Genomic DNA, 22,239 nt, shown 5'->3' on the forward strand with positions numbered 1-22,239 from the left:
GAATCCGAAGACGTCACTTTCCGCTGGCCGGCGACGTTGACAGAGCCTGATCCAGAGCATTTGCATTCTCACTCATCCACGCAAGGTAACTCTTATTTGCCGGAAGCGTCTCCCGAAAATCCACGACCGAAACATGAGCCGCCAGAGCAGCCTGTTTGACCTCTACGGTCTGAGGACCCTCCGTTTGTTCGTTGTAGGCCAAGACGGCAACGCTTCTCGATGACATGAGGTTTACTGTATCGCGCAAGACGGTGGTGGGAACGTCTGATCCGTTTTCAATAGCCTCGCTAAACGCTGGCGGAGTCTTGTTGACCAAGCCGGCCGCTTGCAGCAGGTACAGCGGGACGGGCTCTGTTACGGCCACTCCCGTACCGTCGTGGGCGGTCTTTACCGCAGCCAACGTGGCCGAAACTTTCGCAAGGCCGTCCTTGAATGCAGCCACGTTGGTAGCAAATGACTGTGCAGATGCGGGTTGCAATGCCGTGAAGCGTTTGCCAAGTTCGTCGGCTAACGCGGACATGGTCGGCAGGGAATACCAAAGGTGTTCGTTGAAGCCCGCACCCGTGTCTAAGCCGGAAATTTCGCTGACATTGACAATCTTGGATGACTCCAAAGTGCCCTTAGCCAGTTGGCCGTAGAAGTCGTCGTAACCGCCTCCGTTTTCAATGCCGATGGCGGCCTTGGAAATGGCTAGCTTGTCCTGAGCTGTGGCCTCATAGGAGTGCGGGTCAGCATCGGAGCGGGTGATGACGGAATGAACATCAACTAAATTCCCACCCACATCCTGGGCAATGTTGCCATAAACATTGGTGGAGGCCACCACGGCTATTTTGCCGTCGGGGCTCGGTGCCGAACTTTCACCGGCTCCACAGGCGCTTAACGCCAACGAAGCTAAGACGGCCAGAGCCAGGGGCAAGACGGGGCGAAGCAGGTGCATACGGGGATCCTCCAGGGATGCTAATGAGAATTGTTACCAATAAGGTTGATAACAGCATAACCTAAATGGGAATCGTTCGCATCAAGCCCTTCGACGTTCCTGGATTTGCGTCTGCGTGGCGTCCCTGATCTCCCCAACTAGCTGCTCGATCACATCTTCAAGGAACAACAATCCGAGAGTCAATCCATCCTCAGCAATGACACGTCCCACATGAGAACCCGTGCGCTGCATGATCGCCAGCGCATCCTCTATCTCCTCATCCACCGAGAGGTTCACCATGGAGCGCACGCGCCCCTCCCCGATCGGCATCTCGTAACGCTCCAGTGGAATGCGCAGCACGTCTTTCAAATGCAGATAGCCCAGAAGATTCCCGGCATCATCCGTGAGAACAAATCTGGAGAATCCGGTTTTACCCACCTTGTGCTCAAATTGCACCGGAGTGGCCGACGCCGGCAATGTCACCACGTCCTCAAGGTCCACCATGATCTCTCGTGCGGTTTGAGTGGAAAACTCCAACGCGCCGTTGATCAGTCCCGTTTGATCCAGCACTAATCCACTGCGCTTAGACTCGGCCACGATCGACTGGACTTCCTCTAGCGTGAACGAAGAAGAGACCTCATCCTGGGGCACAATCTTGAACCAACGCACGATGTGGTTGGCACTCCAGTTCAATGCCACGATGATCGGACGCACACCCTTGCCGATAAACACCAACGGTGGCGCGAGCAATAACGCTGCCTTGTCCGCTGCTGAGACACTCATATTCTTGGGCACCATTTCGCCAAACGTCACGTGCAAGAACGTCACGAGTAACAGACCCACCACAAACGAGACCGGTCCAGCGATGCTGTCCGAAATGCCCAGTGCGTGCATCGGACTCGAAAGTAAATGGTGAATAGCTGGTTCGGCGACGTTCAAGATCAACAAGGAGCATACGGTGATGCCCAATTGAGCGCACGCAAGCATAAGGGAAACGTTTTCCATTGCGCCCAAGGTGATCTTGGCCCTCTTGGAACCGGCTTCCGCAAGTGGCTCAATCTGGCTACGGCGCGCGGACATGATGGCAAACTCGGCCGCCACAAAGAAGGCGTTCCCGAGGAGGAGGACCACCAGCCAAACAATTCCAACCCACGGGTTCACTGAACATCACCGCTTTGGCCCAGTCCGGCGTCGTCCGTGATTTCTGGCGTGGCGGCGAGCTCACCCGTCACCGGGTCCGGGGCGGGGATGAAACAAATGCGATCAATGCGACGCCGCTCCAAACGGTCCACCAGCAAAGTGCCGCCTTCAACAGGAACGCTATCGCCCACACGAGCGATCCGACCCAACATGGCCATCATGAAGCCGCCGACGGTTTCGTAGCCAGCTTCATCGGGGACAAAGAGTTGACCAATACGTTCGGAGACCTCGTCCGGGCGCATGAGGCCCGGGAAGAACCAATGGCCATCGGCGCTTTGCAAGATTCCAGGCTTGGTCCGGTCGTGCTCGTCAGAAACCTCCCCCACAATCTCCTCCACCAGGTCCTCAAGGGTCGTGACACCCGCGGTGCCACCATATTCGTCCTGCACCACAGCCATCTGCAGATTACCTTCGCGCAGTTCCAGAATGAGCGCATCAAGGTGGACGGTCTCCGGGACACGAAGAACGTCGGTCATGATGGCACCAGCTTCAATGGAGGGGCGCTTCCGGAAAGGAATGGAGACAGCTTTCTTGAGGTGAACAACGCCCAGAATGTTATCCGGGGAGTCACCAATGATGGGGAAACGGGAGTACCCGGTACGCCGGGCGGCCTCGATGATGTCAGCCACTGACTGCACCGACTCAATGGTTTCCACGCGCATACGCGGAGTCATGACATCTGCGGCAGTGCGCTCACCAAAACTGAGGGTACGGGCCACGAATCGAGCGGTTCCTTCATCAAGGGTTCCCATGGCGGCCGAGCGACGAACCAATGAGGCCAGTTCCGCCGGAGACCTCGCTCCTGAAATTTCTTCCTTCGCTTCCATCCCAAAAAGGTGCAGAACCTTGTTGGCTGTCCCGTTGAGCACCACAATCGCGGGCCTGAAAATGGCAGTAAAAACCAGTTGTGGACGTGCCACCACTTTGCCAATTTCAAAGGACTTGGCAATCGCCATGTTCTTGGGAACAAGTTCGCCCAGAAGCATCGAGAGCAGTGTTGCCACGATCATGGACGTGACAAGGGCGACGCCGGTAACCGCGGGTTCTGGCACACCCATGGCGTTCAGGGGCACAGCCAGCAGTGCACCCAACGACGGTTCGATCAGGAAACCGGTCAGTAGTGTGGTCAGCGTTATGCCCAGCTGGCAGCTGGAGAGTTGCGTGGAAAGGGACTTCAGGCAGCGCAGCAGCGGTTCGGCAGCTTTGTCGCCCTGAGCCACGGCTCGCTGGACTGTAGTTTGATCAAGCGCCACCAAAGAGAATTCCACAGCCACGAAGAATCCCGTGCCACAAATAAGTAGCAGGCCCGCAACGAGAAGGAGCCATTCCATTACGGCGCCACCTTTTCCTTGCGGTGACTCGTCCGAACGCGGTGACTACTGGCCGGCGGGGGGTGATCGGCGCCAAGACCGATCGGCTCGCAGGTGGAGGTGTGGTGAGAACGGGTGCGGGGTTTGCCGGCTTGCGCTGCGGTATCCTCAGGGCATGAATTCATACCTTGCGAACCGTGCTGCCGGCCCCTAGATTTACTTTCCATAGGGTTTTTATTCTACATGAGCCCGCTGGGACAGCCGCTGCTGCGCTCTCACAATCGTGGACGTCATCCAGCTCTTGATCCTGAGGCGTCCAGTTCGTCGCTTTTCGCCCCCTTTAGCGTTTTTCAGCCCTGAGGGCTAGGCCAAACCACGGTACGCCCGGCTGTGATAGACCAGCGGTTCCCCAATTATGTCCGGGGAAATAATCTCCACAACGGATGCCGCTACCAAGAGTGATCCTCCCGCTGGCGTGCGACTAAGCACCTGACAGCGCAGAGCGAAGCCAGCGTGCATGAGCAACGGCTCTCCGGTTTCTAGTCGAGTCCACAGCATGGAGGAGGTGAACCGTTCGCTACTGGCGCTGGCAAAGGCTCTGGCCAATTCAAGGTCAGCCGCGGTCAAGAGGTGGACCACCAAGGAATCAGCGACCGCGATAGCGGCGGCAGAACCGGACTGCGAAGCCAAAGAAAAAGCCAGGATGGGCGGTTCAGCGGAAACGGAGGCCACAGATGAGGCGGTAATGCCCACTGGGCCAGTCCCGATGTCTGCGGTAATCACTGAAATTCCTGCCGGATGGCCGCCGAACGCTGCCTTAAAGTCCCCGATCACCGTTCCAGTTCCGCTGGTTGCCGGTTGTGCAGTCATGACAAAAAGTTCCTTTCACACAAGCCCGCCTAAGCAGCGCACCACTGTCAACAGTAGAACCTCAACCTTTGTTGAGGTCAAATCGGACACTTTTGCCAGGCCCTGATACTTCATTCATCTAAGTTTTTTGCGGCAACAAAATCTGACGACGTTGAGCCGACCTTGGGGGGAACGTCAAAAGCCCGCGCACCGGGACGCCTTCCCGCTATTTGATCATCCGGGTTAACAAAGCCGCATTCGGCCAGCGAGAGACAACCACAACCGATGCATCCTCCGAGTTTGCCTCGCAGATTTTCCAGAGCCAGAATTCGTGCGTCGAGTTCACTTTGCCAGTGCTCAGACAGCCGACGCCAGTCGGCCTGGGTGGAAACACCGTCGATCGGAAGTTCGGAGAACGACTCCGCCACGAGGGACAGCGGGATGCCTGCACTCTGCGCGGCGCGGATCACAGCCACGCGCCGAAGCACCGAGCGCTTGAAACGCCGCTGATTTCCTGCCGTCCGTGTACTGAAAATCAGGCCTTGTCGCTCATAAAAATGCAAAGCTGAAACGCTAACGCCACTGCGCTGGGCAATGTGTCCCACACTCAGTTCTTCCTCGGCCCGAAGATGCGAGCCGGGTTCGCTCATGGGTGAAGCATCACTCACTAACGGCTAGCCGCTTCTTTGATCCCGGCTACAGCTGCGGCCAGCAAGTCCGTGATCCCGGCGGAAATATCAATCACCACAGCGTTCTCGTCGGCCGCCAACGGCTCCAGTGCTGCCAGTTGGGATGCCAGCAATGCAGGCGGCATGAAGTGCCCCGAACGGCCCTCCAACCGGGAACTGAGCACCTCCAAGGTACCCTGCAGATGCAAGAAGATCGTGTCGGGTGCCTTGGCTCTAATAGCATCACGGTAACTACGCTTGAGGGCCGAGCACGCTATAACAATGCCGCTGGCCGTGGTCGTGGCAAGTTCGTTGCCCACAATTTCCAGCCACGGCGCCCGGTCGTCATCGTCTAAGGGCGTACCCGATGCCATTTTGCTGATGTTTGCCATCGGGTGCAAGGAATCCCCATCCAAGAACGGGAAACCCATAGCATCAGCTACCAGTGCTCCAATCGTACTTTTACCCGCACCGGAGACTCCCATAACAACGACCCTGATGGTGGGAGGGGCGGGGATGGATTGGCGGGACGTGAGCACTGGGGATTCCATACTCTCTTGTATACCAAATCCGGGGCAACCTCACCCCATCGGGCGAACGGAGTCCTCGTCACCACGATGCGCGGCGTGGTCATCGCAGCGGAGCTCACCAGTCGTGACCTGTCCCGTCAATCAGACGGCTATACGCCAGATACGCCAGATACGCCTATTGATACAGGAAGGCCCGAGGTTGTCACCTGGGTGAAGTCCTCAAATCAGAAAAGTTCGGAGGATTCCAGCACTTTTCCCAGTTTCGCCGCTTGGATGGGCGTCATTCGGCGGTGACAGTTCACGTCCGTACAGGGTCGCGGCGCCAATGCCGACGACTCCTTCTTCGTTAGTGATCACCAGCTTTGCGCCAGCGGCCGCCCTTCCTCGTAGCCAGCCGCTGACTGAACACCCACGATGGCCCGCTCCCGGAAGGATGCTAGGGACCGGGCCCCGGCATAGGTGAAGGAAGAACGCAGCCCGGCGGTGATCATATCCAGCAAGTCCTCCACGCCAGGGCGGGCCGGATCAAGGTACATCTTGGATGTAGAGATGCCCTCCTCAAACAATCCCTTGCGGGCACGCTCAAAAGCTTCGTCTCCCGACGTCCGGTTTTGCACCGCCCGTGCCGAGGCCATCCCGAAACTCTCCTTGTAACGGCGTCCGCTCGCATCCGTCTGGATATCTCCGGGGCTTTCAAAAGTTCCGGCGAACCACGAGCCGATCATGACGGCACTTGCCCCGGCTGCCAGTGCCAGCGCAACGTCGCGCGGATAACGCACCCCTCCATCAGCCCACACGTGCGCGCCTAGTTCGGCTGCCATGGCAGAACACTCCAGCACTGCCGAAAATTGGGGGCGTCCTACCGCCGTCATCATGCGTGTGGTGCACATGGCGCCAGGGCCAACCCCCACTTTCAAAATGTCAGCGCCCGCCTCGACCAGATCTCGCACGCCGTCGGCACTGACCACGTTGCCCGCAGCAACAGGGACACCCGGGTTCAGCGTTCGGACTGCACGCACTGCCTCCAACATCTTTTCCTGATGCCCGTGTGCGGTGTCCACGACCAGCGCATCCACTCCATAGTCCAGCAGCGCAGCCGCCTTGGCCAGGACGTCGCCGTTGATACCCACCGCAACGCCTATCCGCAGACGATCTTGGGCGTCCACCGCCGGCTGGTAAATGGTTGAGCGCAACGAGCCAGTGCGGGTGAGCGCACCCACCACGGCCCCGCGACGGAGCACGGGGGCGAAATCGGTGCCCGCACCGTCCAGCACAGCAAAGGCGTCCCGCAGTACTCGGTCCATGTCAGCCTTCGCCGCTTTCGGGGAGATGGTACCGGCGTCGGCGTCGGCCCGGACGGCGTCGAACGGGGCAGCGTCAAGCGTTACGACATTTGTGCGCATCACCGATGCCAGAGAGGCAAATCTGTCCACGCCTTCAGTGTCCGCCCCGCGCACCACTCCGACAAATACGCCGTCCGCGACGACCACAACTGCATTGTGTGCCCGTTTGGGCAGCAAGTGCACAGCGTCCACAACAATGTCCGACGGCGTCATAATGAGCGGGGTTTCAAACAGGGTGTCGCGCATCTTCACCCACTTCACAACGTCGCCCAGCACATCGTGGGGAACGTCCTGGGGAAGAATGGCCAAACCTCCACGGCGTGCCACCGTCTCTGCCATGCGTTTGCCTGAAACTGCCGTCATGTTCGCCACCACGAGGGGAATAGTGGTGCCAGTGCCATCGCCGCTGGAAAGATCAACATCAAGTCGAGAGGTCACATTTGATCTGGACGGGACCAAGAAGACATCCGAGTACGTCAAGTCAGTGGCTGGCTGGGAAAGAAAACGCATGGCGCTCCAAACGAGGCAAGGCGGCCGGGGAAAATACAGGGCTTGTCCGGGCGGTCCGATCGGTCCGCAATTTTAGATTCTAGTCTTCTACTCCGTCGCCTGGGTGCACAAAGACCCACCATCGTTGCTCTCATGTAAGCGACGCGCCCAGAGATGGATTGGCCCGGAGGCGGCAATGCTCACTAGACTTACACGCGGCAGGGGTTTGCAGGATCCTTGTCACTGATCAAGAAGCACAGCGGGCAATAAGAACTCATGGAAGAGGCGTAATACACGTGCCAGAGCAATCCATCCACCGTCTACCAGAGGAATTTGGCGGAAACGAGTGGCTCGTCGATGAGCTGTACGAGCGTTACCAAGCTGATAAGAACTCTGTGGACAAGAAGTGGTGGCCACTGTTTGAATCCTTCGACGCCGAAGAGGCGACGGGTAACGGACGCCACACCGCTCCCAATTCCACGCCGATCACGGCGCAAATCCCGGTAGTGGCAGCCCCCAGCGGCCCGAGCCCCACGCCAGCAAACGCCGCAACGGCGTCTGCACCCCCCGCCGTCGTGCCGGCACCCACAACATCAGCCCCCGCAGCATCAACTCCGGCTGCGGCCGCGCAGGCTACAACTGCTGTAGATGTCTCGGCCATTCCTGCAGATTCGCAAAAGTCCGCCACAACGCGGCCCCCGGCACCGGCCAAGGACGCCGCCCGAACCGGCTCCACCCCCATCCCGGCTCAGTTGCCCAAGACCGCCAAGGACACCTCAGTCCCGGACGAGGCAGTCAAAACCGTGCTCCGCGGTCCGGCTAAAGCCATCGCAGTGAACATGATCTCCAGCTTGGAGGTCCCCACGGCGACCAGCGTGCGCGCCATTCCGGCCAAGCTGCTCATCGACAACCGCGTGGTCATCAACTCCAATTTGGCGCGCGCCCGTGGCGGCAAGGTTTCCTTCACCCACTTGATCGGCTACGCCGTCATCAAGGCCCTAGGCCAGTTCCCTTCCATGAACGTCTATTACGACGTCATGGACGGCAAGCCCGTTGCCGTCCAGCCGCCTCATGTGAACTTCGGCATTGCCATTGACCTGCCCAAGCCTGACGGCTCGCGTCTGCTCATTGTCCCGAACATCAAGAAGGCAGAGACACTGAACTTTGCCGAGTTCTGGCACACTTACGAGGACCTGATCAAGCGTGCACGCACCGGCAAACTCACCGCCGATGACCACTCCGGGACCACTGTTTCACTCACTAATCCCGGTGGTATTGGTACTGTCCATTCGGTACCACGCCTCTCCAAGGGCCAGGCTGCGATCATTGGCGTCGGTTCCTTGGATTACCCGGCAGAGTTCCAAGGCGCCAGCCCGAAGATCATCGCCCGTAACGCCATCTCAAAGATTCTGACCCTGACAAGCACCTATGACCACCGCGTCATCCAGGGTGCCGGCTCCGGCGAATTCCTCAAGAAGGTCCACCAGCTCCTGCTCGGTGCAGAGAACTTCTACGACGAGATCTTCGAATCTCTGCGCATCCCCTATGAGCCTGTGCGCTGGAGCGTTGATTTGCAGGTCGACCCGACCGATCAGATCAACAAAGTTGCTCGGATCCAGCAGCTGATCCACTCCTACCGGGTGCGTGGCCACCTCATGGCGGACACCGATCCGCTCGAATATGTCCAGCGCAAGCACGCCGACCTGGACGTGCTCACATACGGTCTGACCCTGTGGGACTTGGACCGTGAATGGCCCACCGGAGGCTTCGGCGGCAAGCAGAAGTTGCTGCTCCGCGACATCCTTGGTGTCCTCCGTGACGCGTACTGCCGCACCACGGGTGTGGAGTACATGCATATCCAGGAGCCGGCACAGCGCGAATGGTTCCAGAACGAACTTGAGCACCCGTACTCCAAGCCCAGCCGCGAAGAGCAGTTGCGCATTGTCTCAAAGCTGAACTCGGCGGAGGCGTTTGAGACCTTCTTGCAGACTAAGTTTGTTGGTCAGAAACGCTTCTCGCTGGAGGGCGGGGAATCCCTGATCCCGCTGCTCGATTCAATCATCTCCGACGCTGCCGATGACGGGCTGGACGAGGTTGCCATCGGCATGGCTCACCGCGGCCGCCTGAACGTGCTCACCAACATTGCCGGCAAGACTTATGCACAGGTCTTCCGCGAGTTTGAAGGCACCCAGGATTCACGCAGCGTGCAGGGCTCCGGAGACGTGAAATATCACCTGGGTACAGAGGGTACTTTCACGTCCGACGCCGGCAATGAGACCAAGGTCTATCTGGCGGCCAACCCCTCGCACCTGGAAGCCGTCGACGGCGTCCTGGAAGGCATTGTCCGCGCCAAGCAGGACAGGATGAACCAGGGCGAAAACTTCCCTGTCCTGCCTGTGATGATTCACGGAGATGCGGCATTTGCTGGTCAGGGCGTGGTGGCTGAAACCCTTAACCTCTCCCAACTAAGTGGCTACCGTACCGGTGGAACCATCCACATCGTTGTCAACAATCAGGTCGGTTTCACCACCTCGCCGTCGTCCGCGCGCTCCTCGGTCTACTCCACCGACGTCGCCAAGATGATCCAGGCTCCGGTTTTCCATGTCAACGGCGACGATCCCGAAGCAGTAGTCCGCGTGGCCCAACTGGCATACCAGTTCCAGCAGCGCTTCCGTAAGGACGTTGTTATCGACATGGTCTGTTACCGTAGGCGCGGCCATAACGAGGGTGACGATCCCTCAATGACCCAACCGCTGATGTACAACCTCATCGAGGCCAAACGTTCAGTCCGTCGCCTATACACCGAGGCTCTGATCGGCCGAGGGGATATCACTGAAGAGGAAGCCTCGCAGCTATTGCGGGACTACCAGGAACGTCTGGAACGCGTATTTGCTGAGACGCATGCTGCTCAGACCTCCCCCATCCCGATCGTCACCCGCGATGCACAGGCCGTCTCCGATTTGGAGCGCCCCATGTCTCAGCAGACTGACAGCGGTGTCAATGATCCCAAGGTCACGGCGATAAGCGCGGATACTCTGGCACGCATCGGCGCCATCCACCAGGCAATTCCGGAGGGCTTCACAGTCCACCAGAAGCTGAAATCCTTGCTGCAAAAACGCGAGACCATGTCCCGCGAAGGCGGCATCGACTGGGGCTTCGGCGAGCTCGCAGCATTCGGTTCACTGCTACTTGAGGGTGTCCCGATCCGTATGTCCGGTCAGGACTCTCGCCGAGGCACTTTCGTTAGTCGGCATGCTGTTTTCCATGATCGTGCCAACGGCACCGTCTGGAATCCGATCGCCGGCCTCAGTGAGGACCAGGCAAAGTTCTGGATCTACGACTCCTTGCTCAGCGAATACGCCGCCATGGCTTTTGAATACGGCTACTCCGTTGAACGCCCGGACGCGCTGGTCATCTGGGAGGCCCAGTTTGGCGATTTCGCCAACGGCGCCCAGACGGTCATGGACGAGTTCATCTCCTCCGCCGAGCAGAAGTGGGGCCAGCGTTCATCGCTGGTACTCATGCTGCCGCACGGCTACGAGGGCCAGGGCCCGGACCACTCTTCAGCACGCATTGAGCGCTACTTGCAGATGTGCGCCGAGGAAAACATGGTGGTGGCCAACCCAACCACCCCGGCCTCACATTTCCATCTGCTGCGTCGCCAGGCTTACAGCCGTCCGCGCAAGCCGTTGATCATCTTCACACCCAAGCAGCTGCTGCGTCTCAAGGCTGCAGCTTCCGCGGTTGAGGACTTCACCACCGGTGGTTTCCGTCCGGTCATTAGTGACCATGTCGCACTGGATGCAAACGCTGTCCAGCGCATCTTGCTGGTGTCCGGGCGTCTGTACTACGATCTTCTCGCCGAGCGTGAGAAGTCCCAGGACACCACTACCGCGATCGTCCGGGTTGAGCAGCTATACCCGCTGCCTGTGGAGCAGGTTAAGGCGGAACTCGCCAAGTACCCGAACGCGGAAGCTATCTGGGCGCAAGATGAGCCAGCCAACCAGGGACCCTGGCCTTTCATGGCTTTGAACCTGGCCCCAGAGCTAGACCGCAAGCTCACCCGAGTTTCGCGTCCGGCGTCGGCGGCAACGTCCACGGGCTCGGCAAAGATGCACGCAGTTGAGCAGACTCTGCTGATCAAACAGGCGTTCGAGCGCAACTAAGGCATTGCAAGATGCCCGGCCTGCAGGAGCGGCCGGGCATCTTTGGTTTGTAAAACAAAGGACGAAAGGGACACCGTGGAAAAGCGGGAGCTGCGAATTGTGGCCGTTGGAGAAGAGCTGCTGGCAGGCGTGGGAGATCCGCGTGCTCTCGGTTGGCTAGGCCGCGTGTTGGCCCGTACACCGCAAGAAGCCATCACGGTGGAGCCTTATGTGCTCGCGAGCCCAGCAGAGGGTACTGAGGCCCTGGCGGGACGCTGGTTGCAAGAGGCGGGCAAACGCTTTGATGACTTCCACGAGAACCGTCTGGTCATCGGTCTTTCCGGCCGGGACATCGACTACGGGCTCTCCACTGCTCGCAGCAGGCTCAATCTGGCTAACATCCTCGATGGGGCCTCCCAACTGAACATCCCCGTGTTTGTTGTAGGCCCACCGCCGTCCTTGGATCCAGCGCTCAACCGAAAACTCGCTGAGCTGAATACGGCCTTTGCCGATGTCACCACGCGTCGCAAGCATCACTATGTGGACACGTTCTCGCCGCTGCAGAACCACGAGCAGTGGCGAAATGATGTGACGGCTAACGACGGCTCCCCCGGCCAGGCAGGATACGGGCTGATGGCGTGGCTTGTTTTGCACCGCGGCTGGTACCAGTGGCTGGACCTTCCAGAAGCGGCCTGAGCCGCGCGCAGGCCAGGCTAGCTGGACAAAACGGGCAGTGCAACAAGCCCACGAGCTTTCCAGTTAGGTCTGCAAGTACCTGCTATGGGAGAATAGAGGGCAGATCTTGTTAGGATCTTCATTCACGATTGGAGGCAGCTATGTCGAAGCGTTCACGCAAGCGTCGGGACCGTAAGAAGGGCGGCGCAAACCACGGTAAGCGCCCCAACACGTAAGTCTTGACTTATGCACCATCAAAAGTCCGTCCCGCCATTAAGCGGGCGGACTTTTGTGTTTCTTCATTGCAGTTCGACTATTTTTTCGCGTGAGAAAGCTGCTCCATGACCAACCTCGTTTCACTCACCACGCTGCCGGTTCAGGCCTTGCCCACGGCAGGCACCCTCATCGTATTATCAGTGGCACGGTAGCACCGTGGCCACCTCAAGGACGGATACCAGCCAGCGCAACCCCCGCAGGACGGCGTCGGCACTTAACGCCTATATCCCCGGGGAACATGGGGAACCCGAAGACCTTAACAACAGCCAAGGAACCGACGGTGCCAGCGCAGACATCGCTAACCGAGACGACATTCTGCTTCTGGTGAGCACCTTTTACACGCGCGCGTTTGCGGACCCTCTCATCGGACCCATCTTCACCGATGTAGTGCACATGGACTTGGTCCGGCATATGCCGATCATGGCGGACTTTTGGCAGACTGTCTTGTTCAAGGCTGGCCTCTACAGCCGCAACGCATTGAAAATCCACTTCGACATCCATGCCCAAGAACCGCTAACGCTAGAACACTTCAACCGCTGGCTCCAACTGTGGACCAACACTGTGGATGCTCTATTTAGCGGAGACAAGGCAGAGATGGCAAAAGTGCAGGCCCATTTGATTGCAGGTTCCTTGCACCGGCGCGTGACAGGACGCCCGGCCAGCCAGTACAGCACCATCTCCATGCGCCCGCCCGAGTTGTGACAGCTAACCTTCGCCAAGACGGCGCAGGCGCAGGGCAAAACGCCGTCGAGGCCTAAACCTCTGCGGGGCGTCCTTCATGAAGACGCGCCAAAATGGCGGCTTTCAAGGTAGCCGGTGCAGCTTCCTTGCAGGAGCGCTTGACCACCGAACGGATAACGCACTCCAAATCGTATTCCTGGGTACAGTCAGGGCAGTCGTCTAGGTGCGCCTTAATGTCAGCGAGATCTTGGCAGGACAGCGCTCCATCCAAGTACTCATAGATTCGTCCGATGCGTTTATCATCGCAATCGCCTAGGCTTTGGCAGTCGCCCATGGTTACTTCTCCGTTTCGGTAGGTTTCGCTGCGGCGCTCTTCGCGTATCCGCGTTCCACTGCATAGTCGGCCAGCATGTCTCGCAACAGCTTCCGTCCCCGGTGCAACCGCGACATCACGGTGCCGATGGGGGTATTCATAATTTCTGATATTTCCTTGTACGCAAAGCCCTCAACATCGGCAAAATAGACTGCCAGGCGAAATTCTTCCGGAATGGATTGCAAGGCATTTTTCACATCTGAGTCCGGCAGATGATCCAGCGCATCTGCCTCCGCTGACCGTAACCCTGCGGAGGTGTGAGATTCAGCCCGGGCCAACTGCCAATCCTCAATGGAGTCCGAGTTGGACTGCAACGGCTCGCGCTGCCTCTTGCGATACAGATTAATGTACGTGTTCGTCAGAATCCGGTAAAGCCACGCCTTAAGATTTGTCCCCGGCTTGTACTGGTGAAAAGCCGAAAATGCCTTCGTGTAAGCCTCTTGAACCAAGTCCTGCGCATCACTGGGATTACGAGCCATGCGCATAGCAGCTGAATACAGCTGATCCACGTACTGCAGAGCGTCGCGCTCAAAACGGGCACGCCTAGCATCCGCGGTCTCATTGGCAACATCTACATCGGCTACATCAGTTTTCGGCAAAAGGTCCACGCTGTCCTCTTGCTGCGTGGCACCCTGTGTTGACGCTGGCTGCTCAATGGTCGCGGAGGTTGACTCAGGCTCGGAAATGTTCATTAGTGCCGAGTCTACTGTCAGTGTCAGCATTACAACCTTTCAGTCCCGTTTTAGTGGAGCCAGCCCCCACATGATTGACCGCTTTCCTACTCATACAAACCAGCGTCCACGGCCATATATTCCGCAAACAACGTGCCAAGGTGGCAGACTTAGCTGAAGCAGGAACGTCCCCCGTCACCGGGAGAGGCGATCACAGTTCTTATGAGGAGGCTATTTTGTCCATTGTTCGTGTCATCGCCCGCCCCATGCTCGCTGCATCTTTCATTCTTTCCGGTATTGACCGTCTCCGGCATGCCGAGCAAACAGCTGAACAGCTTTCCGGGGTCCTAAGCCGCGTCTCCGACGCCTTACCGGTTGCGGCTAGTGAAAAGACTCTGGCTCGCGTGGTAGCAGGCACCCAAATCGGCGCTGGCGTACTTCTGGCGAGCGGCAAGTTTTCCCGCGGCGCCGCCATGCTCCTGACCCTCACCACGGGACTGAGCACGTTCGTGGAATACCGCAGCGCAGATTCCCTCACCAAAGAGGCTAAGTCACACCGTCGCAGCCAGCTCATCAAGAACATCAGCCTGCTCGGAGGTGCATTGCTGGCCAGTGTTGATACCGCAGGAAAGCCCGGTTTGGGCTGGCAAGCTGAACACCTTATTAAGTCCGGCAAGAAGTCCACCAAGAAACAGCTAAAGAAAGCCGACGCCGGGGTTCGCGCACTTGCCCATGACGTGAAAGGTCACTAATCCCCCATGCCCTCCGCCCCCTGGCCTGCACCGTGTGCAACAAAGCCCCTGGACGCCACAGTCACGATCCCCGCTTCCAAGTCGCTGACCAATAGGTATCTGGTATTGGCCGCAATTGCTGACGGTACGTGCCGGCTCAGGGCCCCGTTACAGTCCAGGGATTCCGAGCTCATGATGGGCGCTCTGCGCAGTCTCGGTGCCGTCATCGAGGAGGTGCCAGGCTGCGGTGATGTTCCGGATCTTCGCGTCACTCCCATTCCCGAGCGCAACGCCGTTGACACCGCCATTGATTGCGGGCTGGCCGGAACCGTCATGCGCTTCGTCCCACCTCTAGCGGCGCTCATCGCTGGGACCGTGGCGTTCGACGGCGATCCCGGGGCACGGGTGCGGCCCATGGCACCGATTCTCGCGGCTTTGGCGCAGCTCGGCATTCACGTAAACAACGCCAGCGCGGGCACCCTGCCGTTCGCTGTGCACGGCACTGGCTCCGTCACCGGTGGCCACGTTGGCGTTGACGCCGGCGGATCCTCACAATTCATCTCAGCACTCTTGCTTGTTGCTGCCCGTTTTAAGAACGGCATCCACTTAGAACACACCGGCGACTCGGTGCCAAGCGTTGACCATATTTCTATGACCGTTACACTTCTGCGATCTCTGGGAGTAAACGTCGATGACTCGATGCCTAACCACTGGATAGTCCAGCCTGGCCCGATAGCGGCCTTTGACGTGGTGTTAGAGCAGGATCTCTCCAACGCCGGGCCATTTCTGGCGGCAGCCGTGGTCACAGGAGGCACCGTACGCATTCCCAACTGGCCAAGCAAGACCACACAAGTGGGCGATAAATGGCGTGAGATCCTCCCCCAGTTCGGGGCGGAAGTGACGCTGGAAGATGGTGTTCTCAGCGTCACGGGAACAGCTGAGATCCACGGAGTGGACCTCTCCGACACCAGTGAGCTAGCTCCGGTCATTGCGGCCATCGCGTGCCTTGCCTCAACGCCGTCAACGTTGCGCGGCATCGCTCATCTGCGTGGGCACGAGACAGACCGGCTGGCGGCCCTGGTGGCAGAGATCAATGCCCTGGGCGGAGACGCGATGGAAACGCCCGATGGGCTCATTATCAATCCAGCACCCCTGCATGGGGGAGTGTTCCACAGTTACGCTGATCACCGGATGGCTACGGCAGGAGCAATCATCGCCCTAGCCGTACCCGGGGTCGAAGTCGAGGATATTTCCACGACAGCGAAAACCATGCCGGACTTCCCACGGCTGTGGACCGACATGCTCTCACAGGGCAGCGGCGCGCAGATCCGTGGCTAAGGACTACAGCAACTGGGACGAATCCGATGTCCGGGTCCGTCCCAACAAGAAGGGAAGCCGGCCCCGTACGAAGGATCGGCCAGCGTACGAGGACGCAGTCATAGGTCGGATCGTCACCGTGGACCGTGGCCGCTACACCGCCATCGTGGAGGAGGACTTGCCGGGAGAACGCGTGCTCATTGCCGCCAGAGCCCGGGAATTACGCCGCTCCCCCGTAGTAGCTGGAGACTTCGTTGCCTTGGTCGGTGATACCAGCGGTAAACCGGATACGCTGGCACGGCTGGTGCGTGTGCAAGAACGCCGTACACTCCTGCGCCGCAGCGCCGACGATACCGATCCCGTTGAACGCGTGGTGGTAGCTAACGCGGACCAACTTGTCATCGTGGTGGCCGCAGCCAACCCGGAGCCCCGCACCGGCTTCATCGACCGCGCCCTCGTGGCGGCCTACGACTCGGGTATCGAACCGATTCTGCTCATCACCAAGGCCGACATCAAGGATCCCGCCGAGCTCCTGGCCAATTACGAATATTTGCACATGACTGTCATCATCAGCCGAACCGCGACCGTGGGAGCATCCGATGCTGCGTCAGCGATTGATGCCCGCAGCGACGATGGCGACTCCGCGCTCTTAGCTGGTGGCGCCGTTGAACAACTCCGACGTCACCTTGACGGCAAAGTTAGTGTGCTCGTGGGCCACTCAGGGGTAGGCAAGTCCACCATGGTCAACGCGCTGACAGGTTCTCAGCGCGCCACGGGCGGCGTGAACGCCGTGACGGGACGTGGACGCCACACCTCCTCCTCGGCGCTTGCGCTCCGGTTGCAAGACGGTGTGCCGCGCTCGTGGATCATCGACACCCCTGGTATCCGCTCCTTCGGCCTAGCCCACGTAGACCCCGACCGAATCCTGCACGCGTTTTTGGACCTGCAGCCAGGTACCGACGATTGCGAGCGGGGCTGTAAACACGACTCCGCGGCCGTCAACTGCGGACTGGACCCCTGGGTGAGCGGCGGCCATGCGGGCGACGCCGGACCGGCACGCTTGGCATCTCTGCGTCGGCTCCTAGGGACCAGCGATCGCACGGAAGGCCGCGCGGAAGCCAAGGAACTGGGCACCACGGCATAGCTGGGCAGCCTTATGCACGTCTTTCTTATGCACGTCGCGCGCTTTCCCCACGGCAACGAGGCTACCCACGGCTTCGCCGCCGTCGAACGCTCAGCCGGACACTCAGCCGCGCTATCAGCCGCGCACAAAGATCCACGCCATCCGCACTAATTAGGTATCAACCGGTAGCGTATTGCCTATGACTGTCCAACCCCAGACTTACAACGACGACCTCCGCCTTGCCCACGTGCTGGCGGACACTGTTGACTCCCTGACGATGTCCCGGTTCAAAGCCCTAGACTTGAAAATTGAAACCAAGCCCGACCTCACACCGGTCACCGACGCCGACAAGGCCGCCGAAGTATCTATTCGCAGCCAGCTTTCCCGAGTGCGTCCGCGTGACGCCGTTCTGGGCGAGGAGTTTGGCAGCAGCGGACACGGTTCCCGGCGATGGGTGATCGACCCGATCGACGGGACTAAGAACTTTGTGCGTGGCGTTCCCGTGTGGGCCACGCTGATCGCTCTGGTGGATGAGGGCCGCCCCGTGGTGGGGGTTGTCAGCGCCCCAGCATTGGGCAAGCGGTGGTGGGCGGCCGAAGGTACAGGCGCCTACATGGGCAAGTCTCTAGCAAGCGCCACACGTATTCATGTCTCCAATGTTTCCAAGCTCTCAGACGCCTCATTGTCCTATTCATCCCTGAAAGGCTGGACTCAACGCGGTAACCGCGACGAGTTCTTGGCGTTGACCGACGACGTCTGGCGCACTCGAGCCTATGGAGATTTTTGGTCCTATTGCATGGTGGCGGAGGGCAGTGTGGACATTGCCTGCGAGCCCGAATTGAACCTGTATGACATGGCTGCCCTAGTGCCGATCGTGACCGAAGCAGGCGGCCGATTCACGTCCCTTGACGGAGCGGACGGTCCCTTCGGGGGAAACGCCCTCGCCACTAATTCCATCCTCCACAGTGAGACCTTGCAGCGCCTGAACCCTGGTTGGGACGATCTCCTGGGCTAAAAAACTGCCAGAATCGGGACGCAGCGACAGTTCGTAACAAATAAGCTGTGTCCCGATTTTTGGACTAGGGTTTTCCCCATAGGTCACGAGTGCCAGCGCTAAACCCCGGTTTGCTGGCCGGCAACCCTCCTTTCGCGGCGGGGTGCCCCGGGTGACGACCTGGCCAGGGCCAAACGGTCATGGCAAGCGCGGATTTTTTGTGTCCAACGCTAGTCGTTTGGCACAAGGAGTCTTTCCTTTGAGGGAGCCCCATGAGTTCTGCCATTCTCGAAAAACCGTTGATTTCCACGCACCCACTTCTGTCTGTGGTGGGCAGCAGGCTCAACGCCCCGCTCATCCACGGGGGCCAGGTCCGCTACGCCAACCTCGATTATGCTGCATCAACCCCTGCAGCGGAGGACGTTGCGGAGCATCTTGCGCAGATCCTGCCCTACTATGCCAGCGTCCATCGGGGCGCAGGTTTTGCCTCCCAGGTGAGCACTTCAGTGTACGAAAACGCCCGGCATATTGTCGCTAGTTTTGTGGGGGCACGCCCCGATGACACTGTCATTTTCACCCGCAACACCACTGATTCGCTGAATCTGCTGGCGAACTGTGTACGGGAGCAGCTCACCGGCAAGCACTGCGCTTCGGGCACATCTGCGGATAGCGGTGAGGTCTTGTATCTAGATATTGAACACCATGCCAATCTTTTGCCCTGGCAAAGCATGGCGCATCGTTCAGTAGTAGCTGGCGGAAGCATTGCCGCGACGTTAGCCCGGGTGGAAACCCAATTACGGGCCGGCAATGTGGTGCTTCTGGCGGTCACTGGCGCCTCCAATGTCACCGGAGAAGTTCTGCCGGTCGCCGAACTCGCCACCCTGGCTCACCATTATGGTGCGCGCATTGTCCTTGACGCAGCCCAATTGGCCCCGCACAGACGCATTGATATGGTTCACGACGGGATCGACTACTTGGCCTTCTCCGGGCACAAGCTCTATGCCCCCTTTGGTGCGGGTGTCCTAGTGGGCCGCTCAGATTGGCTCGATGCCGGCACCCCGTATCTGGCTGGTGGCGGGGCAGTCAACGATGTACGGCTCGAATCCGTGCGCTGGGCGGAGGGGCCCGCACGTCACGAGGCGGGGTCCCCCAACGTCTTGGGGGCGGCCACCCTCGCCAGGGCGACCCAAGTTCTTGCCGGCTTGGATGCTGAGAAGTGGCATACTCACGAACAGCAGTTGCGGGCCCGCCTCGTGGAGGGGCTTTCCTCAATTGAAGGCATCACGGTTCACCAGATGTTCGATGACAGCGACACGTACCCAGGCTGCGGCACCATTGGGGTCGTAAATTTTTCCATTGCTGGCTATGATTCCGGCTTAGCAGCAGCATATCTCTCCGCCGAGCACGGTGTGGGCGTGCGTGATGGTAAGTTCTGCGCTCATCCGCTGCTACGCCGACTGGGCCTAGCCGCAGGGTCGCTGCGGGCAAGCTTCGGCGTGGGGTCCTGCGTGGAAGACGCAGATCGGCTAATTGAGGGAGTCAAGGCTCTCCTGGGCGAGGGATTGGGCGCGGACTATGTCATTGACGCTGGGCGCTGGGTTCCGGCCAACGACACTCGCAGCTACCCTTCGTGGGCGCCTAACACCCCTGGTACGGCCGGCGCGGCACCGTGCACTAGTGAGTAACCGCATCTGACCCGCAGAAGACGTCGAAATTTCGGGAAATTCGCCCGATTTTGAACGTCTTCTGCGGGTCAGATGCGGGATGTGGTCCGCGGTAGAGTGGAGCGGCGGATTTTTGAGCGACGGCAGGAGCACTATGGCGGGGCGGGGCGGACCGATATTCGATGGGGCGCGACGTTTGGAGATGGCGGATGCCTTCCAAACCGGGGGTGCCGACTATGACCGCGTCCGGCCCGGCTACCCGCAGGAATCATTAGACTGGCTGCTCGACGGCGCCGAAACGGTTCACGATGTACTCGACGTCGGCGCAGGGACCGGCAAATACACTCGTTTACTGACGGATCGAGGGTGGCGCGTCAGCGCAGTGGATCCATCAGCCGACATGTTGACTCAGCTGCTGCGCAAGCTGCCCGAGACAGCTGTTGCTTCTGGTACTGCCGAGCACCTGCCGCTTCCCGACCTCTGCATGGACTTAGCTGTCGTGGCCCAAGCCTGGCACTGGTGCGATCCTCTCGCTGCCAGCACCGAGTTGGCACGAGTTCTGCGCCCGGGTGGGACGCTGGGCCTGATCTGGAATCAACTCGACGTCGGTGTTCCATGGGTCCACCGCTTGGCCCGAATCATGCATGCCGGCGATGTACACAAACCAGATTTCCATCCGAATGTCGGGATCGAATTCACCGGTTTGGCAGCGCATGAAACCCGGTGGGAGCAAAGCCAAAGCCCAGATGAGGTGATTGAACTGGCCACCTCACGCAGTTACTACCTCAAAGCTGGCAGCGAAACCCGCGCAAAAGTACTGTCGAATCTCTCCTGGTACCTCTATGAACATCTGGGGCACACACCACAAAGTAAGATTGCACTTCCCTATCTGACCCATACGTGGCGGGCTAGACGTAGTTCGGGCACCTGCGACACGCCGTTCGAACTCGACAACTAAGCAACTCTGCTCGTACTATTTCGGTATACCTAAAATTTATATTTAGGTAGATCGAAAGGGCTGATAATTGCTGGATGCGTCGAAGACCCGAACCCTGTCCTCGCCAAGGAGCGGGCTGCTGTTCCTGCTTGGGCCCGCCTTCGTTGCCGCCGTCGCCTATGTAGATCCTGGGAACGTCGCAGCCAACCTCACGTCGGGGGCAAGGTACGGATACTTGCTGGTGTGGGTCCTCGTTGCCGCGAATGTGATGGCCATGCTGGTCCAATACCAGTCAGCAAAACTGGGCGTAGTGACAGGAAAGTCGCTGCCGCAAATCCTGGGTGAGCGGCTCTCTACTGGCACCAGGCGCGCCTATTGGGTACAGGCAGAACTGGTGATAATAGCCACCGACCTCGCCGAGGTGGTAGGCGGCGCCATCGCGTTAAATCTGCTCTTCTCCGTGCCGCTGCCCGTTGGTGGGGTCATCGTGGGCATCGTCTCAATTCTGCTACTCACGGTGCAAAACCGACGGGGACAACGCAGCTTCGAATCCGTCATCATCGCCTTACTCATCATTATCACCATCGGATTTCTCACCGGCCTTGCCCTTAGCCCGCCGGACCCCTCAGGTGTCCTAGCTGGCATGGTTCCCCGCTTCGAGGGAGCAAACAGTGTCCTCTTGGCGGCTGGAATGTTGGGCGCAACTGTCATGCCGCATGCCATCTATTTGCATTCGCAACTGGCCACAGATCGGCACCCGAACGCGAGGAACAGCAGCGAGTCTCTGGCACGGGTCATTCGGGCCACGCGATGGGACGTGGTAGCAGCACTCGTGCTAGCCGGCGCGGTCAACATTGGCATGCTCCTCTTGGCAGCGTCCACATTGGGTGGGGTGGCAGGCACTGACACCATCGAAGGCGCCCATGCGGCCATCGTGAGCCACTTGGGACCCGTAGTGGGAGTTGTTTTCGCCGTCGGGCTACTGGCCTCTGGACTTGCCTCTACGTCGGTCGGTGCCTATGCCGGGGCGACAGTCATGAAGGGGCTTGTAAAAGTACGCATCTCACTCGTAACGCGTCGTCTGCTCAGCCTTATCCCCGCTGTCATCTTGCTGGCCGTGGGCATAGACCCCACCTGGGCGCTGATCGTGAGCCAAGTGGTGCTCAGCTTCGGCATACCCTTCGCATTGATTCCGCTACTGCGCCTAACCTCAAACGCTACGCTCATGGGCCACTATCGGGACGGACTGGCGCTGCGTCTAGCGGCGTTAGCCAGCGTTGCGGTCATTGTAGCGCTCAATGCCGCTCTCCTCTGGTTCACATTTACCGGCCAGGGCTGAAGACACCG

20 protein-coding genes and 1 riboswitch are annotated in these 22,239 nt (G+C 59.3%); of the genes, 11 read left to right on the forward strand and 9 right to left on the reverse strand.

Annotated elements, in window-relative coordinates:
• Positions 1-13: 13 nt before the first annotated feature.
• The 7 genes from LOH53_RS11515 to guaB1 all read right to left on the reverse strand — a co-directional run bounded on the left by LOH53_RS11515 (position 14) and on the right by guaB1 (position 7,326).
• Positions 14-937 (reverse strand): metal ABC transporter solute-binding protein, Zn/Mn family, encoded by a 924-nt coding sequence (locus LOH53_RS11515; protein WP_230067890.1) that lies wholly within the window; start codon positions 935-937, stop codon positions 14-16.
• 81 nt (positions 938-1,018) lie between these two features.
• Positions 1,019-2,077, reverse strand: coding sequence for a hemolysin family protein (locus LOH53_RS11520; protein WP_230067891.1), 1,059 nt, complete (start codon positions 2,075-2,077; stop codon positions 1,019-1,021).
• Complete coding sequence (locus tag LOH53_RS11525; protein WP_230067892.1) at positions 2,074-3,447, reverse strand: hemolysin family protein; 1,374 nt, start codon at positions 3,445-3,447, stop codon at positions 2,074-2,076. Before LOH53_RS11525 ends, LOH53_RS11520 begins: the two co-directional genes overlap by 4 nt.
• 342 nt (positions 3,448-3,789) lie before the next feature.
• Positions 3,790-4,296: a flavin reductase family protein gene (locus tag LOH53_RS11530; protein WP_230067893.1), complete on the reverse strand. Its 507-nt coding sequence runs from the start codon at positions 4,294-4,296 to the stop codon at positions 3,790-3,792.
• A gap of 110 nt (positions 4,297-4,406) precedes the next feature.
• On the reverse strand, positions 4,407-4,925 hold the full coding sequence (gene soxR / locus LOH53_RS11535) for a redox-sensitive transcriptional activator SoxR (protein WP_230067894.1): 519 nt from the start codon (positions 4,923-4,925) through the stop codon (positions 4,407-4,409).
• 17 nt (positions 4,926-4,942) lie between these two features.
• Positions 4,943-5,494, reverse strand: a complete 552-nt coding sequence (locus LOH53_RS11540) for a gluconokinase (protein WP_230067895.1) — start codon at positions 5,492-5,494, stop codon at positions 4,943-4,945.
• A gap of 332 nt (positions 5,495-5,826) precedes the next feature.
• A complete protein-coding gene (gene guaB1 / locus LOH53_RS11545) occupies positions 5,827-7,326 on the reverse strand; it encodes a GMP reductase (protein ID WP_230067896.1) in 1,500 nt (499 codons plus the stop codon).
• Between the two features lie 275 nt (positions 7,327-7,601).
• Here guaB1 and LOH53_RS11550 point away from each other — a divergent pair, with 275 nt between their 5' ends.
• The 4 genes from LOH53_RS11550 (at position 7,602) to LOH53_RS11560 (ending at position 13,103) form a co-directional block, all read left to right on the forward strand.
• Positions 7,602-11,471, forward strand: coding sequence for a multifunctional oxoglutarate decarboxylase/oxoglutarate dehydrogenase thiamine pyrophosphate-binding subunit/dihydrolipoyllysine-residue succinyltransferase subunit (locus LOH53_RS11550; protein ID WP_230067897.1), 3,870 nt, complete (start codon positions 7,602-7,604; stop codon positions 11,469-11,471).
• 75 nt (positions 11,472-11,546) lie between these two features.
• Entirely contained in the window at positions 11,547-12,146 is a 600-nt protein-coding gene (locus LOH53_RS11555) for a GDSL-type esterase/lipase family protein (RefSeq protein WP_230067898.1), read from the forward strand.
• A 140-nt stretch (positions 12,147-12,286) separates the two neighbouring features.
• Positions 12,287-12,361: a 50S ribosomal protein bL37 gene (locus LOH53_RS17020; RefSeq protein ID WP_370739471.1), complete on the forward strand. Its 75-nt coding sequence runs from the start codon at positions 12,287-12,289 to the stop codon at positions 12,359-12,361.
• A 196-nt stretch (positions 12,362-12,557) separates the two neighbouring features.
• Complete coding sequence (locus tag LOH53_RS11560) at positions 12,558-13,103, forward strand: group III truncated hemoglobin (protein WP_230067899.1); 546 nt, start codon at positions 12,558-12,560, stop codon at positions 13,101-13,103.
• A 52-nt stretch (positions 13,104-13,155) separates the two neighbouring features.
• Here the strand turns inward: LOH53_RS11560 and rsrA are convergent, their stop codons facing one another.
• On the reverse strand, positions 13,156-13,416 hold the full coding sequence (rsrA, locus tag LOH53_RS11565; protein ID WP_230067900.1) for a mycothiol system anti-sigma-R factor: 261 nt from the start codon (positions 13,414-13,416) through the stop codon (positions 13,156-13,158).
• A 2-nt stretch (positions 13,417-13,418) separates the two neighbouring features.
• A complete protein-coding gene (locus tag LOH53_RS11570) occupies positions 13,419-14,147 on the reverse strand; it encodes a sigma-70 family RNA polymerase sigma factor (RefSeq protein WP_376991316.1) in 729 nt (242 codons plus the stop codon).
• Positions 14,148-14,362: 215 nt separating this feature from the next.
• Here LOH53_RS11570 and LOH53_RS11575 point away from each other — a divergent pair, with 215 nt between their 5' ends.
• The 7 genes from LOH53_RS11575 to LOH53_RS11605 all read left to right on the forward strand — a co-directional run bounded on the left by LOH53_RS11575 (position 14,363) and on the right by LOH53_RS11605 (position 22,231).
• Positions 14,363-14,878, forward strand: coding sequence for a DoxX family protein (locus LOH53_RS11575; RefSeq protein WP_230067902.1), 516 nt, complete (start codon positions 14,363-14,365; stop codon positions 14,876-14,878).
• A gap of 6 nt (positions 14,879-14,884) precedes the next feature.
• Entirely contained in the window at positions 14,885-16,195 is a 1,311-nt protein-coding gene (gene aroA, locus LOH53_RS11580) for a 3-phosphoshikimate 1-carboxyvinyltransferase (RefSeq protein ID WP_230067903.1), read from the forward strand.
• On the forward strand, positions 16,188-17,318 hold the full coding sequence (gene rsgA, locus LOH53_RS11585) for a ribosome small subunit-dependent GTPase A (RefSeq protein ID WP_230067904.1): 1,131 nt from the start codon (positions 16,188-16,190) through the stop codon (positions 17,316-17,318). Before aroA ends, rsgA begins: the two co-directional genes overlap by 8 nt.
• Positions 17,319-17,496: 178 nt before the next feature.
• A complete protein-coding gene (hisN, locus tag LOH53_RS11590; protein ID WP_230067905.1) occupies positions 17,497-18,312 on the forward strand; it encodes a histidinol-phosphatase in 816 nt (271 codons plus the stop codon).
• Between the two features lie 81 nt (positions 18,313-18,393).
• Positions 18,394-18,507: riboswitch (SAM riboswitch) on the forward strand.
• Between the two features lie 56 nt (positions 18,508-18,563).
• Positions 18,564-19,976: an aminotransferase class V-fold PLP-dependent enzyme gene (locus LOH53_RS11595; RefSeq protein ID WP_230067906.1), complete on the forward strand. Its 1,413-nt coding sequence runs from the start codon at positions 18,564-18,566 to the stop codon at positions 19,974-19,976.
• A 133-nt stretch (positions 19,977-20,109) separates the two neighbouring features.
• On the forward strand, positions 20,110-20,913 hold the full coding sequence (locus LOH53_RS11600) for a class I SAM-dependent methyltransferase (protein ID WP_230067963.1): 804 nt from the start codon (positions 20,110-20,112) through the stop codon (positions 20,911-20,913).
• Between the two features lie 70 nt (positions 20,914-20,983).
• Entirely contained in the window at positions 20,984-22,231 is a 1,248-nt protein-coding gene (locus LOH53_RS11605) for an Nramp family divalent metal transporter (protein WP_230067964.1), read from the forward strand.
• Positions 22,232-22,239 lie beyond the last annotated feature (8 nt).

It is taken from the genome of Arthrobacter cryoconiti (assembly GCF_020905375.1).
GTDB classification, from domain to species: domain Bacteria; phylum Actinomycetota; class Actinomycetes; order Actinomycetales; family Micrococcaceae; genus Specibacter; species Specibacter cryoconiti.